Source organism: Nocardioides oceani (assembly GCF_030412965.1).
GTDB lineage: Bacteria > Actinomycetota > Actinomycetes > Propionibacteriales > Nocardioidaceae > Nocardioides > Nocardioides oceani.
In genome coordinates this window covers 268990-281862 of the sequence record NZ_JAUHJQ010000003.1, presented here as the reverse complement: position 1 = coordinate 281862, position 12873 = coordinate 268990, and the positions used below count along the sequence as shown (strand labels likewise).

16 protein-coding genes and 1 pseudogene are annotated in these 12873 nt (G+C 73.9%); 10 read left to right on the top strand and 7 right to left on the bottom strand.

The annotated features are described in order from the left end of the window. Positions 1-7 precede the first annotated feature (7 nt). Positions 8-715: an aspartate/glutamate racemase family protein gene (locus QWY28_RS10890; protein WP_300952562.1), complete on the top strand. Its 708-nt coding sequence runs from the start codon at positions 8-10 to the stop codon at positions 713-715. A 14-nt stretch (positions 716-729) separates the two neighbouring features. Further along, positions 730-1710 carry a M28 family metallopeptidase gene (locus QWY28_RS10885; RefSeq protein WP_300952561.1) on the top strand — a complete coding sequence of 327 codons (981 nt, stop codon included), beginning with the start codon at positions 730-732 and terminating at the stop codon, positions 1708-1710. Here the strand turns inward: QWY28_RS10885 and QWY28_RS10880 are convergent. Beyond that, on the bottom strand, positions 1694-3043 hold the full coding sequence (locus QWY28_RS10880) for a CapA family protein (protein WP_300952560.1): 1350 nt from the start codon (positions 3041-3043) through the stop codon (positions 1694-1696). The two genes, QWY28_RS10885 and QWY28_RS10880, sit on opposite strands and share 17 nt — an antisense overlap. 180 nt (positions 3044-3223) lie before the next feature. Beyond that, a complete protein-coding gene (locus tag QWY28_RS10875; protein WP_300952559.1) occupies positions 3224-3676 on the bottom strand; it encodes an NUDIX hydrolase in 453 nt (150 codons plus the stop codon). A gap of 65 nt (positions 3677-3741) precedes the next feature. Here QWY28_RS10875 and QWY28_RS10870 point away from each other — a divergent pair, with 65 nt between their 5' ends. Continuing rightward, entirely contained in the window at positions 3742-4587 is an 846-nt protein-coding gene (locus tag QWY28_RS10870) for an aldo/keto reductase (protein ID WP_300952558.1), read from the top strand. 23 nt (positions 4588-4610) lie between these two features. Here QWY28_RS10870 and QWY28_RS10865 read toward each other — a convergent pair whose 3' ends face one another. Next, a complete protein-coding gene (locus QWY28_RS10865) occupies positions 4611-5132 on the bottom strand; it encodes a universal stress protein (protein WP_300952557.1) in 522 nt (173 codons plus the stop codon). A 10-nt stretch (positions 5133-5142) separates the two neighbouring features. Beyond that, the gene (locus tag QWY28_RS10860) at positions 5143-5685 is read right to left on the bottom strand and encodes a MarR family winged helix-turn-helix transcriptional regulator (RefSeq protein WP_300952556.1); all 543 of its coding nucleotides are present in this window, start codon (positions 5683-5685) and stop codon (positions 5143-5145) included. Positions 5686-5724: 39 nt separating this feature from the next. Here QWY28_RS10860 and QWY28_RS10855 point away from each other — a divergent pair, with 39 nt between their 5' ends. Together QWY28_RS10855 and QWY28_RS24425 are read left to right on the top strand one after the other, a co-directional pair. Beyond that, positions 5725-6036, top strand: coding sequence for a hypothetical protein (locus QWY28_RS10855; protein WP_300952555.1), 312 nt, complete (start codon positions 5725-5727; stop codon positions 6034-6036). Continuing rightward, positions 6036-6491, top strand: a pseudogene (locus tag QWY28_RS24425) (DMT family transporter); the annotation flags it as partial. The gene QWY28_RS10855 and the pseudogene QWY28_RS24425, both read left to right, overlap by 1 nt. 90 nt (positions 6492-6581) lie before the next feature. On the opposite strand, the gene QWY28_RS10850 reads toward QWY28_RS24425, so the two are convergent. From QWY28_RS10850 to QWY28_RS10840, 3 genes are read right to left on the bottom strand one after another with little or no spacing between them, the layout of a single operon-like run. After that, the gene (locus QWY28_RS10850; RefSeq protein ID WP_300952554.1) at positions 6582-7175 is read right to left on the bottom strand and encodes a hypothetical protein; all 594 of its coding nucleotides are present in this window, start codon (positions 7173-7175) and stop codon (positions 6582-6584) included. Positions 7176-7220: 45 nt separating this feature from the next. After that, complete coding sequence (locus QWY28_RS10845) at positions 7221-7706, bottom strand: nitroreductase family deazaflavin-dependent oxidoreductase (RefSeq protein WP_300952553.1); 486 nt, start codon at positions 7704-7706, stop codon at positions 7221-7223. 10 nt (positions 7707-7716) lie between these two features. Further along, complete coding sequence (locus QWY28_RS10840) at positions 7717-8139, bottom strand: nuclear transport factor 2 family protein (protein WP_300952552.1); 423 nt, start codon at positions 8137-8139, stop codon at positions 7717-7719. A gap of 46 nt (positions 8140-8185) precedes the next feature. Here QWY28_RS10840 and QWY28_RS10835 point away from each other — a divergent pair, with 46 nt between their 5' ends. The 5 genes from QWY28_RS10835 to QWY28_RS10815 all read left to right on the top strand — a co-directional run bounded on the left by QWY28_RS10835 (position 8186) and on the right by QWY28_RS10815 (position 12869). Beyond that, the gene (locus tag QWY28_RS10835; protein WP_300952551.1) at positions 8186-9085 is read left to right on the top strand and encodes a TIGR03619 family F420-dependent LLM class oxidoreductase; all 900 of its coding nucleotides are present in this window, start codon (positions 8186-8188) and stop codon (positions 9083-9085) included. Between the two features lie 4 nt (positions 9086-9089). Further along, positions 9090-10250, top strand: a complete 1161-nt coding sequence (locus tag QWY28_RS10830) for a hypothetical protein (protein ID WP_300952550.1) — start codon at positions 9090-9092, stop codon at positions 10248-10250. Between the two features lies 1 nt (position 10251). Further along, positions 10252-11100 (top strand): SDR family oxidoreductase, encoded by an 849-nt coding sequence (locus tag QWY28_RS10825; RefSeq protein ID WP_300952549.1) that lies wholly within the window; start codon positions 10252-10254, stop codon positions 11098-11100. Further along, positions 11097-12260, top strand: coding sequence for a sulfotransferase family protein (locus QWY28_RS10820; RefSeq protein WP_300952548.1), 1164 nt, complete (start codon positions 11097-11099; stop codon positions 12258-12260). Before QWY28_RS10825 ends, QWY28_RS10820 begins: the two co-directional genes overlap by 4 nt. A gap of 153 nt (positions 12261-12413) precedes the next feature. Then, positions 12414-12869, top strand: coding sequence for a hypothetical protein (locus QWY28_RS10815; protein WP_300952547.1), 456 nt, complete (start codon positions 12414-12416; stop codon positions 12867-12869). Positions 12870-12873: the final 4 nt, after the last annotated feature.

Below are 12873 nucleotides of genomic sequence, written 5' to 3'. Positions count from 1 at the left end.
GGGGCGCATGCAGACCATCGGACTCGTCGGCGGCATGTCCTGGCACTCGACCGCCACCTACTACCGGATCGTCAACACCGAGGTCGCCGCGCGCCTCGGCGGCCACTCCTCGGCGCGCATCTCGCTGCAGTCCCTGGACTTCGCCGAGGTGCGCGACCACCAGCTGCGCGGCGACTGGGCCGGCTCGGCGGCGCTGCTCGCCGACGCGGCCCGCCGTTGCGAGGCCGGCGGCGCGGACCTCGTCGGCCTGTGCACCAACCTGATGCACAAGAACTTCCCAGCGATGGAGTCGGCGCTGACCGTCCCGGCGGTGCACATCGCCGACGCGGTCGCGGCCGTCGCGCGGCGGGAGGGCTGGACCACGCTCGGCCTCCTGGGCACCCGGTGGGTGATGGAGGAGACGTTCTACGCCGACCGCCTGGCCACGCACGGGATCGACGTCGTCGTGCCGCCGGAGGACGGGCGCGACCTGGTGGACCGGGTGGTCTTCGAGGAGCTGACGCAGGGGATCGTGCGGGCGGAGTCGCGGGCGGCGTACGTCGCGGTGATGGAGGGGCTGCGCGACCGCGGCGCCGACGCCGTGGTGCTCGCCTGCACCGAGATCGGGCTGCTCGTCGGGCCCGAGGACGCCCCGCTCCCCCTCGTCGACTCGACCGTCGCCCACGCCTCGCTGCTCGTCGACCGCGCGCTCGCGCCCCACGGGGCTCCCGCGTAGGGCACGATCGTCGGGTGCGCCGGTCCGCGATCGCCTCGGTCGGGCTGGTGGTCTGCCTCGGCGTCGCGTGCAGCGGCGACCCGGAGCCCGCCGCCGGGCCCGCGCCGTCACCCTCGCCCCCGACCTCCGCGACCGCGCCCACCTCCCCTCCGCCTCCCTCTCCGACCGCGGAGCCCGCGCCGGAGCCGCGGGTGTCCCCGGACGAGGTGCGGGTCGCGACGGCGGTCGCCGCGGTCGAGCACCTCGCGGGCACGGTCGGCCCGCGGCCGGGCACGTCGCCGGCGTACCGCCGTGCGGCCCGGTGGGTCGCCGGCCGCTTCCGCGACCTCGACTGGTCCGTGGAGCAGCAGCGGTTCCCGACACCGGCGGGCGTCTCGTGGGGGATCCCGGTCCGCGGCGGCCCCTCCACCAACGTGGTCGCGACCCGCGGCGACCTCCGGCCCGGACGGCCGTGGCTGCTCGTCGGCGCCCACCTCGACACCGTGCCGCAGGCGCCCGGCGCCGAGGACAACGCCTCGGGGATCGGCGTCCTGCTCGCGGTCGCCGAGGCGCTGGTCGAGCGGCGGACCCGGCTGCCGGTCGTGCTGGTCGCGTTCGGCTCCGAGGAGCCGCGGGGGCCGAGCGACGACGAGCACCACTACGGGTCCCGGGCGTACGTCGCCGGGCTGGCCGCCCGCGAGCGGCAGAGCCTGCGCGGGATGGTCTCGCTCGACCGGGTCGGCGTCGGGTCGGTGCTGCCGGTCGGGAGCGCGGGCGCGGGCGACCCCGTCCAGCGGGAGCTGCTCGCGGCAGCGGAGCGGGCCGGCGTGCCGACGGTGACCGACCTGGAGCAGCGGTCCAGCGACCACTGGTCGTTCGTGCGGGCCGGCCTGCCGGGGGCACGGCTGGGAAGCACGTCCTACGCGGCGTACCACTCCTCGACCGACGTGCCGTCCGTCGTCTCCCGCGACCAGCTGGCGCGCACGGCGCGGACGGTGCTCAGCTGGCTCCGGTGACGGCGTACGGGCCGGTGCTGGTCGACCACACGTCGCCGAGGATGTCCGCGGCGCGCGCGCCGCGGACGAACCGCGGGGCGAAGGTGGCCGGGTCCATCGCGTAGGGGACCAGCCGGACGTCCCTGAGGTCGGCGCCCCAGAACGTCGCCTCGAGCACGACGCCCTCGAGGGTCTGCTCCATGAAGTCCATGTCGAAGACGAAGTTGCCCAGCGAGTGCACGACCGGCACCCCCGCCACCGCGTCCACGCCCTGCACCCAGTGCGGGTGGCCGCCCACGACGAGGTCCGCGCCGGCCGCGACGAGGCGACGGGCGACCGTGCGCTGCACGGGCACGGGCTCGTGGGTGTACTGCGTGCCCCAGTGCGGCAGCACGACCACCACGTCGGCCTCGCGCTCGGCCCGGGCGATCGTCCGCTCGACGTGGCGGAGGTCGGCCTCGACCAGCGGCCCGGTCCGCGGCGGCATCCGCACGCTCAGCGCCCCCGGACCGGCCGGCGTCGCCTGCGGCGTCTCGCCGATCGCGTTGAAGCCGACGAAGGCGAAGCGGACCCCGCCGCGCACGAGGTACGCCGGCCGGCTGGCCGCCGCGCGGTCCGGGCCGGCGCCGAACACCTCGACCGGGCTGCGGCGCAGCGTGCGGACCGTGTCGAGCAGCGCGCGCTCCCCGAAGTCGCCGGTGTGGTTGTTGGCCAGCGACAGCACGTCGAACCCGGCACGCTGGAGCGGCCCCAGCAGGGCCGGCGTCGCGCCGAACGAGTCGCTCGGCGGGTCCTGCATCGGCTCGCCGTCGAGGCTGAGCGTGCTCTCGAGGTTGCCGACCGTCACGTCGGCGGCGCGGAGCCGGCCGGCCGTCGGCGCGAGCGCGCCCCACGGGTCCGGCACCCCGCGCACGAGCATCACGTCGCCGACCACCGCCACCCGCACCGCGCGCGGGTCGTCGCGGACCGGGTCGCGGCCGGCCACCGTCGCTGCCACCACCGTCGGCCGGACCTCCTCCAGCGGCACGACCGCCACGGTGCCCGGGTCGCCCTCGACGGCTCGCAGCCGCCGCTCGACGGGGCCGGCCGCCACCACCCGCCGGCCGCGCCACCGGGTCACCTCGCCGCTGGTCACCCGCGCCGACGTACGACGCGACAGGCGCAGCTGCGGCTGCGTCGCGTGCCCGACGACGACCAGCTCCGGCTTCTGCTCCTGCTCCGGCCCCTGTTCCGGACCCGGCTCGGCCTCGGGTGGGCCGCTCGTGGTCGGCGAGGCCCCCGGCTCGGCCGTCTCGTCGGTGCACCCGGCCAGCAGCAGGGTCGCCAGCGCCAGCCCCGTCCCCCACCGCCTCATCCGCCCACGCTAGCCGCCCCGTGGACCGGCGAGCCGCGTCCGCCGGTCCACGATCGCGCAATTGAACGGTTGTGACGCGTTACCCGCCGGTAGAAGCGCTACAACCGCGCAATTGAACGATTGTCGACGCCCGGAGCCGGTGCCGAAGAGCCGGAGCGCCGGAGCCGGCCGGCCCCGGGACTAGCCGAGCAGCCCCAGCGCGAGGTCGACGAGCGAGACGTGCGGGAGGCGGGCGGCCTCGGCGGGGGTGAACCAGCGGGCCTCGTCGGTGGTGCCGTCGACCTCCGGGGTGAGCTCGCCGCCGACGATCGTGGCAGCGAAGAGCACGCGGACCGCCTTGAGCGGGCGGTCGGTCTCGACGTGGCGGCGGGAGGAGGGGATGACGTAGGTGTCGACGGTCATCAGCCGGTCGAGCCGGACGTCGTACCCGGTCTCCTCGCGGACCTCGCGCACCGCGCCCTCCTCGACGGTCTCGTCGAGCTCGACGCCGCCGCCGGGGAGGGTCCACCGGCCGCCGTCGGACGCCTCGTTCCACAGCGCGAGCAGGATCCGGCCCTCGTCGTCGGTGATGACGGCGTACGACGCCAGGCGGGTGTCGTAGGCGGTGTAGGGGACCGGCTCGGGGGCGTTCACGTGACCATCCTCTCCTGCGGGCCGGTCGGGGAAGGATTTGGACCCGGCTGGTCTTGTCGGGAGGCATGAGCGTCCCGACGATCACCCTGAACAACCAGACGACCATCCCCCAGCTGGGCTTCGGCACCTACCAGGTGCCGCCGGAGGACACCGCGGCGGCGGTCGGCACGGCGCTGGAGATCGGCTACCGGCACATCGACACCGCGCAGATGTACCAGAACGAGGCCGGCGTCGGCGAGGCCGTCAAGGCCTCCGGCATCCCCCGCGACGAGCTGTGGATCACCAGCAAGCTCAACAACGGCTTCCACCGCCCCGACGACGCCCGCCGCGCGTTCGACGAGACGCTGACCAAGCTCGGCGTCGACACCATCGACCTGTTCCTCATCCACTGGCCGCTGCCGACGCTGTACGACGGCGACTACGTCTCGACCTGGCGCACCCTGACCGAGCTCGTCGAGCAGGGCCGCGCCCGCGCCGTCGGCGTCTCGAACTTCCAGCCCGCCCACCTCGACCGGATCGTCGAGGAGACCGGCGTGGTCCCGGCGGTCAACCAGATCGAGGTCCACCCCTACTTCTGCAACGAGGAGGCCCGCGCCGCCTCGATCCGCCACGGCATCGAGGTCGAGGCGTGGTCGCCGATCGCGCAGGGCGCGGTGCTCGACGACGAGGTCATCGGCCGGATCGCCGCGGCGCACGGAAAGACGCCCGCGCAGGTGACGCTGCGCTGGCACGTCGAGCGCGGCGACATCATCTTCCCGAAGTCGGTGACCGAGCAGCGGATCCGCGAGAACTTCGACATCTTCGACTTCTCGCTCACCGTCGACGAGGTCGCCGAGATCAGCGGCCTCGACCGGGGCACGGCGGGCCGCACCGGCCCGGACCCCGACACGTTCGACTACGTGCCGGGCTGACCGGCGCCCGTCCGCGCGGCGCCTCACTCGGAGGACGGCACCGCCACGTCGAGGGTGCGGGTGCGCTCGGTCTCGCTGGTCCGGGCGCCCCGCACCACCACGACGGGGCACGCCGCGTGGCGCACCAGCTGGTCGGTGGTCGAGCCGAGGGTGAGCCCGCGGAAGCCGCCGCGGCCGCGCGAGGAGACCACGACGAGGTCGGCGGTCTCGGAGGCCTCGAGGAGCGCGTTGCCGGCGGGGCCGCAGTACGCCGCGTAGTGCACGTCGACGCCCTCGCCGCGGGCCGCCACGGCGTCGGCGACGTCCGAGCGCAGGTCGTCGAGCACGGCCGCCTCGAAGTCGGCGCGCGGCGGCACGTAGCCGATCGTCTGCGACGCCGGCCGCGGGGCCGTCGACAGCGTCCACCCGCGCAGCACGGTGACCGAGCCGCCGACCGCGCGCGCGTGGTCGAGCGCCCACTCCACGGCCCGCAGGGCGGGCTCGGAGCCGTCGTTCCCGACGACGATGCGGGGGCCGTTGGACGAGGTCTGCGCGCTCTCGGTCATGCCTCGGATCCTAGTCGGCGGCCTCCAGTGCCCGGCCCCAGGTTTCGAGCAGGCCGGCCAGCTGGTCGCGCTGCTCTTGCGTGAGCCCCGTGAGCAGTCGGTGCTCGTTGGCGATGTGGGCGGTGAACGCCCGGTCGATGAGATCCCGGCCCGCATCGGTGAGCGCCACGACGCGGCCCCGGCCGTCGCGATCGTCCACCCGGCGGGTGACCCATCCCTGCCGCACGCAGCGGTCCACGCGCTTGGTGATCGCGCCGGAGCTGACCATGGTCGAGGCGGCGAGCACCCCCGGCGTGAGCTCGTACGGCGCGCCCGAGCGCCGCAGCGTGGCGAGCAGGTCGAACTCGCCCTCGCCGAGACCATGCTCGGCGTACACCGCCACCAGCTCCTCGGTCAGCCGGGCGGCCAGCCGGTGCAGCCGGGCGACGACACCCTGCGGCGCCACGTCCAGGTCGGGCCGCTCGGCGCGCCAGCGGTCCATCACCTCGCCGACGAAGTCCGGGTCCCCGTGACCCGCGCCGGCAGGGTCGGTCGTCGGATCTGTCCCGTCCACCCCTGGACGATATCTCACCCGGAAGGTACTTTGTCTTCCGTGGAAACTACTTCCGTCCGCGTCGTAGCCCTCGCCGCCGTCGCACCCACCGCCTGGGGCACGACGTACCTCACCGCCGAGGCGCTGCTCCCGCCCGACCGCCCGCTCTTCGGCGCCGCGGTCCGGGCGCTCCCCGCCGGGCTCCTGCTGCTCGCCTGGTGCCGCCGGCTGCCGCGCGGCGACTGGTGGTGGCGGGCCGTCGTGCTGGGCCTGTGCAACATCGGCCTGTTCTTCCCGGTGCTCTTCCTCGCCGCCTACGCCCTGCCGGGCGGGCTGGCCGCACGCTCCAGGCGACCTCGCCGCTGGCCGTGATGGCCCTGGCGTACGCCGTCCTCGGCGAGCCGGTGACGCGTCGGCGGGTCCTGGCGGCCCTCGTCGGGTTGGCCGGGGTCGGCCTGCTCGTGCTCCGGGCGCCGGCCGGGGTCGACCCGGTCGGGCTCGCGGCCGCCGCTGCGTCCGTGGTCGTCTCCGCGACCGGCTTCGTGCTGGTCAAGCGGTGGCCCGCGCCCGTCGACATGCTGGCGCTCGTCTCCTGGCAGCTGGTGGTCGGCGGGCTGGCGCTCGTGCCGGTGGCGCTGCTCGTCGAGGGACCGCCACCGGCGCTCGACGGCCCTGCGGTCGCCGGCTACGCCTGGCTCGGCGCCGTCGGGACCGTGCTCGCCTACGTCTGCTGGTTCCGCGGGCTGGCCCGGATGCCCGCCGGCGCGGTCGCGCTGGTCGGGCTGCTCAACCCGGTCGTCGGCACCGTGCTCGGGGTGCTGGTCGCCGGGGAGCTCTTCGGGCCCGCGCAGGCGCTCGGCTCCGCGCTCGTGCTGGGCGGCGTGCTCGCCGGCGTGCTCCCCGGACCGGCCGCACGGTCAGCCGATGGTGACGGTGACCTCGTTGGACTCCAGGCCGGTGCTGGTGTCGACCATCCGGAAGCGGTTCTCGCCCAGCTGGCCGGTCTGGATGTAGGTGGAGAACGTCTCGTTGCTGACCGACGCCGTGACGGGGAAGTCGACCCACTGGCCGTCGGCGAACCGCTGCACCTGCAGGATCGCGCCCTCGCCGCCCGGGTAGACGCCGGTGAGGTCGATCTGCTGCATCGGGGACACGCTGGTCTGCCCGGCCGAGAGTGAGATCTCCTCCTCCGGCGCCTCGGTGGTGGCCGACTCCGACGGCTCCGCCGAGCCCGAGCCGTCGGACCCGGGCTCGGGTGCGAGCGTGATCAGCGGGCCGCTGGGCTCGTCGGTGGGCTCGGGCTCGGGCAGGTAGAACGACTGCTGGTTCGCGGTCCCGCCGGAGCCGCCGTCACCGCCACCGAGGCCGAGCACGCTGACCGCGCCCAGCGCGACGCCGCCGAGCACCAGGCCGACCACCAGCCCCACGCCGACCAGCGCGATCAGGCCGGTGAGCACGGGGCGGTCGGGGCGCTCGTCACGGAGCTTGTCGGTGGGCTGGTCGGAGGGCACGGCCCCATTGTCGGGGACGGACCCAGCCGGGCCAAGGGCCGGCGGTCACCGCGGCTCCAGCACCACCACGGGGATCTCCCGCTCGGTCCACCGCTGGTAGCGGTCGAAGTCGGCGTACAGCTCGACCAGCCGGGGCCACAGTGCCGCCCGCTCGGCGGGGTCGGCGACCCGGGCCCGCACCTGTCGCGCCCGCTCGCCCCTGAGGGCGACCTGCGTGTCGGGATGGGCGAGGAGGTTGCGGTACCACTGCGGATGCTTCGGCAGGCCGCCCTGCGAGGCCACCACCACGAGGTCCCGGCCGTCCTCGAGGTAGAGCAGCGGCGTCGTGAACCGCTGGCCGCTCCTGCGGCCGACGTGGTCGAGCAGCAGCGTCGGCACCGGCTTGCGCCAGCCCGCGCCGATGCGCCACCGGGAGCCGACGCGGCCGTTGGTGGCGCGGAAGGCCGCCACCTGCACCTGCGCGACGCGCTTGAGGACCTTGGGGACCAGCGGCGAGTCGAGCCCGGCCGGCTTCTCGTCGGGCAGGGTCATGGAGGGCACCCTAGGTGCGCTTCCAGACGATCTCCTCGCGCAGCTCGCGGCTGCGCCACCCGTCCGGGGTCCGGACCATGCGGTGGTGGTAGATCCCGCCGAACTCCACGATCTTCTCGCTGCCGTCCTCGGCCGTCGTCGGCATCGGGTTGTGGAAGTACGCCGCCACGTCGGCCTCGTCGCCGGCCAGCTCGATCTCCACCTGGCCGAGCGTGTGCATGCGCCGGGGGAAGAACGCCGGCAGCACCTCGGCCAGCCACGGCTTGACCGCCTCGAAGCCGTCGGCGATCCCCCCGGACTCGGTGTAGTCGATCCGGGCGTCGGGGGTGAAGACGGTGTCGAGCCGGTCGAAGTCGCCGGTGTCGATCGCGCGGGTGTAGCGGGTCAGCACGGCGGCGATCTCCGTGCGGTCGCTGAGCTCGTCCAGGTCCACGGGACGAACCCTGGCACACAACTGGAACACGTTCTAGTGTGCGCCCATGCGATTCACCTACGCCGAGGCGATGACGCGCGTCGACTACTACGCGCCGCTCGCGCAGGCCGCCGAGGCGGCCGGCTACACGAGCATGACCGTCGCCGACAGCCTCATCTACCCCGAGGAGTCGGACTCCACCTACCCCTACACCGACACCGGGGACCGGGAGTTCCTCGACGGCAAGGAGTTCATCGAGACGATGGTGCTCTGCGCGCACCTGTTCGCCGTGACGACCACGCTCCGGCTCACGCCGTTCGTGCTCAAGCTGCCGGTGCGCCCGCCGGTGCTCGTGGCCAAGCAGGCATCCTCCCTGGCCTACCTCTCCGGCAACCGGCTCGGCCTCGGCGTCGGCATCTCGCCGTGGCCCGAGGACTTCGTGGCCCTCGGCGTGCCGTGGGAGCGCCGCGGCAAGCGGATGGACGAGTGCATCGACATCGTCCGCGGCCTGACCACCCCGGCGGCCGCCGACGGCACGCAGTCGTACTTCTCCTACTCCGGGGAGTTCTACGAGGTCGCCTCCCTCAAGCAGACCCCGGCGCCGACCGAGCGGCTGCCGCTGCTCGTCGGCGGCCACGCCGACGCCGCGCTGCGCCGCGCCGTGCGCAAGGGCGACGGCTGGATGCACGCCGGCGGCGACGGCGAGGAGCTCGACCGGCTGCTCGGCCGGCTCGCCGAGATCCGCCGGGAGGAGGGCGACACCCGCGACGACTTCGAGGTCCACGTCATCTCCTACGACGCCTACGACCCCGACGGCATCAAGCGCCTGGAGGACAAGGGCGTGACCGACTGCATCGTCGGCTTCCGCGTCCCCTACATCGTGGGGCCCGACGCCGAGCCGCTGGAGAAGAAGGTCGCCCACCTCGAGCAGTACGCCGAGAACGTCATCGCCAAGGTCAACGGGTGATCCGATGAGCCACTCGCTGAACCTGACCAAGCCCCTCCAGGACGCGATCGCCGAGGCCGAGGAGCTCATCGCCAACGCGCCGTTCATCCGCACCGAGCAGGACCGGCTCGAGGGCTACGACTACCTCGCGGGCCGGATCCGGATGGCGATGCAGACCGCGTTCGACTACGACCTCGAGCGGCCGCTGTTCGTCAATCCGACCCACCAGTTCTCCCGGCAGGGCCTGGACAACCCCGACGCGCTCTACTTCAACGCCTACCTGCGCGAGGGCGTGGAGTACGTCGTCCGCGGCCGCCGCGGGACGAGCGCCGACCTGTCCTTCCAGGTCATGGGCGGGGCGTACACCGCCACCAGCGCCGCCACCTCGATGCTCGCCTTCGACGACCGCGAGCTCGACATCGCCGACGACGGCACCTTCGAGTTCACCTACACCGCCGAGCCGGGTGCCAAGACCCTCATCGTCCGCGAGGTCTTCAACGACTGGGACACCGAGGAGCGCGGGGTGCTGTGGATCGAGCGGCCCGACACGATGGGCACGCCGGCGAAGCCGCTCACGCAGGCGACGCTCGCCAAGAGGTACGAGGTGGCGGCCCGCTCGCTGACCAGCTCGATCCAGACGTGGTTCGCCTTCCCCCACTTCTTCCAGTACAAGCAGCCGGTCAACACCCTCACCCCGCCGCAGTCCACCCCGGGCGGCCTGGCCTCCCAGCGCTCCTCCATCGGCCACTACGAGCTCGACGAGGACCAGGCGATGGTGATCACCGTGCCGGAGTGCACCGACTGCTCCTACCAGGCGGTGCAGATCGGGTCGGACTGGTACGCCTCGACCGACTACGAGACCCACCAGACCTCCCTCACCAAGGCCCAGGCCGTCACCGACCCCGACGGGATGATGCGGTTCGTCGTCTCCGAGCGGCCTCCGTCTGTGCCCGGGGGGAGCATCGCCAACTGGCTGGAGACCACCGGCCACCGCACCGGGGCGATCATGCTGCGCTGGCAGCGCCTCGAGCGCGACCTCGGCCCCGAGGACGGCCCGACCGTCGAGGTCGTGCCGTTCGACGCGGTGCGCGACCACCTCCCGCACCACTCCCCCGTCACCCCCGAGGAGTACGCCGCGCGGATCGCCGCCCGGCAGCGCTCCGTGGCCCGAAGGATGATCAGCTGACATGACCGGCCCGCAGACCGCCGCCGCCCACCTCGAGACCGACGCCGAGGTCGAGGCGCGCTACCGGCCCCTTCCGCTGCTGGAGGGCAAGGTGCTGGTGCTCTCCGGCGTCGGCCCCGGCCTCGGCCGCGCCTTCGGCGAGGAGGCCGCCCGGATGGGCGCCGACCTGGTGCTCGTCAGCCGCACCGAGCGGCGCCTGGAGAAGATGGCCGAGACCGTGCGCTCGCTGGGGCGCCGAGCACTCGTCGTACCCACCGACATCACCGACGAGGACTCCCGCGTCGCGCTGGTCGAGAAGACGCTGGAGGAGTTCGGCCGCGTCGACTGCCTGATCAACAACGCCTTCGGCATCCCGCCGATGGACCCGTTGACCACGCTCGGCCTCGACGGGCTGCGCGCCGCGAACGAGACCAACGTCTTCGCGCCGCTGCGGCTCACCGCGCTCTTCGCCGACGCGCTCGCCGCGAGCCGAGGCTCGGTGCTGATGGTCAACTCCTGCGTGCTCTACCAGTCCCAGGAGGAGTTCGCCGGCTACAAGCTGTCCAAGGGCGCGCTCGAGCACCTCTCCTCCTCGCTGGCCACCGAGCTCGGCCCGCGCGGGATCCGGCTCAACTCCGTCGCGCCGTCCTACATCTACGAGGACGTCAACAAGGGCTACTTCGACTGGATCGCCTCGGAGTCCGGGCGCACCCACGACGAGGTGTACGCCGAGAAGGCCGCGCCGACGGACCTCAAGCGGCTGGCGAGCCCCGCCGAGGTCGCGCGGGCAGCGCTCGTGCTGGCCACCGACCTCTGCTCGGCCGTCACCGGCCAGGTGCTCAACGTCGACTGCGGGGAGTTCCACCGATGAGCGAGGGGCTCAACGTGATGACCCGCGAGCGCGCGGACGTGGGCACCTACGACGACATCGTCGCGGCCGCGGTCCGCACGACCGGCCTCGAGGACCTCGGCGGCACCGGCCACGAGGAGGGCCTGCGCGTCCTGGTCGACGACCTCGCCTCGCCGGAGGCCGGCCTCACCCCGCGCGGGAACTACTTCCAGCGCTCGGAGGTCAAGAGCGCGCTGGTCGGACGGCTGCTGACCCAGGCGCAGTTCACCGCCCGGCCCGAGCACGCCGAGGTGCCGATCCAGCGGCCGGTCTTCGTCATGGGGCTGCCCCGCACGGGCACCACCGCGCTGCACCGGCTGCTGCACGCCGACCCCGCGGCGCAGGGCCTGGAGATGTGGCTGACGCAGTACCCCCAGCCGCGCCCGCCGCGCGAGACCTGGAAGGCCGACCCGATCTTCGGCGCCATGCAGCAGGCGTTCTCCGCGCACCACGTCGAGAGCCCGGAGTACATGGGGATCCACTACATGGACGCCACCACGGTCGAGGAGTGCTGGCGGCTGCTGCGCCAGACCGGCAAGTCCAACTCCTACGAGTCGCTGGCCAACCTCCCGCGGTACTCCGCCTGGCTGGCCGAGCAGGACTGGACCGACGCCTACGCCCGGCACAAGCAGAACCTCCAGCTCGTCGGGCTCAACGACCCCGAGAAGCGCTGGGTGCTCAAGAACCCCTCGCACATGACCGCGCTCGACGCGCTGATGGCCGTCTACCCCGACGCGCTCGTCGTCTACACCCACCGCGACCCGGTCGTGTGCATCGCCTCGTCCTGCTCGCTGTCGGCCGAGACCACGGCCGGGCACTCCACGACGTACGTCGGCGAGACCATCGGCCGCACCCAGCTGGACCTGTGGTCGCGCTCGTTCCACGCCTTCCACGACGCCCGCCCGCGCTACGACCAGGCGCAGTTCGTCGACGTCGCCTTCCGCGACCTGCTCGACGACCCGCTCGGCACCGCCCGGTCGGTCTACGAGCGGTTCGGGCTGGACTGGACGCCGGAGGCGCAGACCGCGATGGAGGAGATCGACCGGGAGTCCAAGCAGGGCGCCGCCAAGCCCTCGCACCGCTACTCCATCGAGGACTACGGGCTCACCGAGGCCGACGTGCGGGCCGCCTTCGACCGGTGACCGGGGCGCTCCGGGGCGCTCCGGGGCGCTCCGGGGCGCTCCGGGGCGCTCCGGGCCCGGTTCGCGTCCACAGGCGGCCGGTCGGGCGGTCGCGTCCACAGCCGGGCACCAGGCCGGTACGCCGCGGGGCCGGCCGCGGGCAGCGTGGCCTGCATGACCACGACCCCGCTCCTCACCGTCCCCCTCGGCTGGCACCACCACCCCGACCCGGCGCCCGACGTCCTCGTCGCCGCCCGGGGCGGGCCCCCGCTGGGCTCCGGCGTCGCGCCCGAGCTGGTCCTGCGGCGCACCGAGGTCCCCGCCCGCCACCTCGACGACCTGGCCGGCTGGCGCGCCTCCGCCCTCGCCGGCCTCGGCCGGCTCCTCGACGGGTTCGCCGTCGAGGACGAGGAGGTGATCGAGCTGGAGGGCCGCGACGTCGCCTACGCCCGGTTCGGGCACCGCGGCGTCGGCGTCGACCTGGTCACCGAGCAGTGGTCCTGGCTCCTCGGCGGCCGCGGGCTGACCCTCTCCGCCACCGTCGCCCTCGAGGACTACGCCGACCTGTACGACGTGCTCGAGGACGCCGCGGGGAGCGTCGAGCCGGGGGCGCTGATGACGGTGGTGTGAGCGT

Bases quoted from the DNA above. Each gene is read 5' to 3' on its own strand.
- QWY28_RS10865 (WP_300952557.1), bottom strand. From the start codon at position 5,132: ATGACCGAGAGCGCGCAGACCTCGTCCAACGGCCCCCGCATCGTCGTC.
- QWY28_RS10845 (WP_300952553.1), bottom strand. From the start codon at position 7,706: ATGACCCTGCCCGACGAGAAGCCGGCCGGGCTCGACTCGCCGCTGGTC.
- QWY28_RS10870 (WP_300952558.1), top strand. From the start codon at position 3,742: ATGAGCGTCCCGACGATCACCCTGAACAACCAGACGACCATCCCCCAG.
- QWY28_RS10830 (WP_300952550.1), top strand. From the start codon at position 9,090: ATGAGCCACTCGCTGAACCTGACCAAGCCCCTCCAGGACGCGATCGCC.
- QWY28_RS10880 (WP_300952560.1), bottom strand. From the start codon at position 3,043: ATGAGGCGGTGGGGGACGGGGCTGGCGCTGGCGACCCTGCTGCTGGCC.
- QWY28_RS10890 (WP_300952562.1), top strand. From the start codon at position 8: ATGCAGACCATCGGACTCGTCGGCGGCATGTCCTGGCACTCGACCGCC.
- QWY28_RS10815 (WP_300952547.1), top strand. From the start codon at position 12,414: ATGACCACGACCCCGCTCCTCACCGTCCCCCTCGGCTGGCACCACCAC.
- QWY28_RS10825 (WP_300952549.1), top strand. From the start codon at position 10,252: ATGACCGGCCCGCAGACCGCCGCCGCCCACCTCGAGACCGACGCCGAG.
- QWY28_RS10820 (WP_300952548.1), top strand. From the start codon at position 11,097: ATGAGCGAGGGGCTCAACGTGATGACCCGCGAGCGCGCGGACGTGGGC.
- QWY28_RS10835 (WP_300952551.1), top strand. From the start codon at position 8,186: ATGCGATTCACCTACGCCGAGGCGATGACGCGCGTCGACTACTACGCG.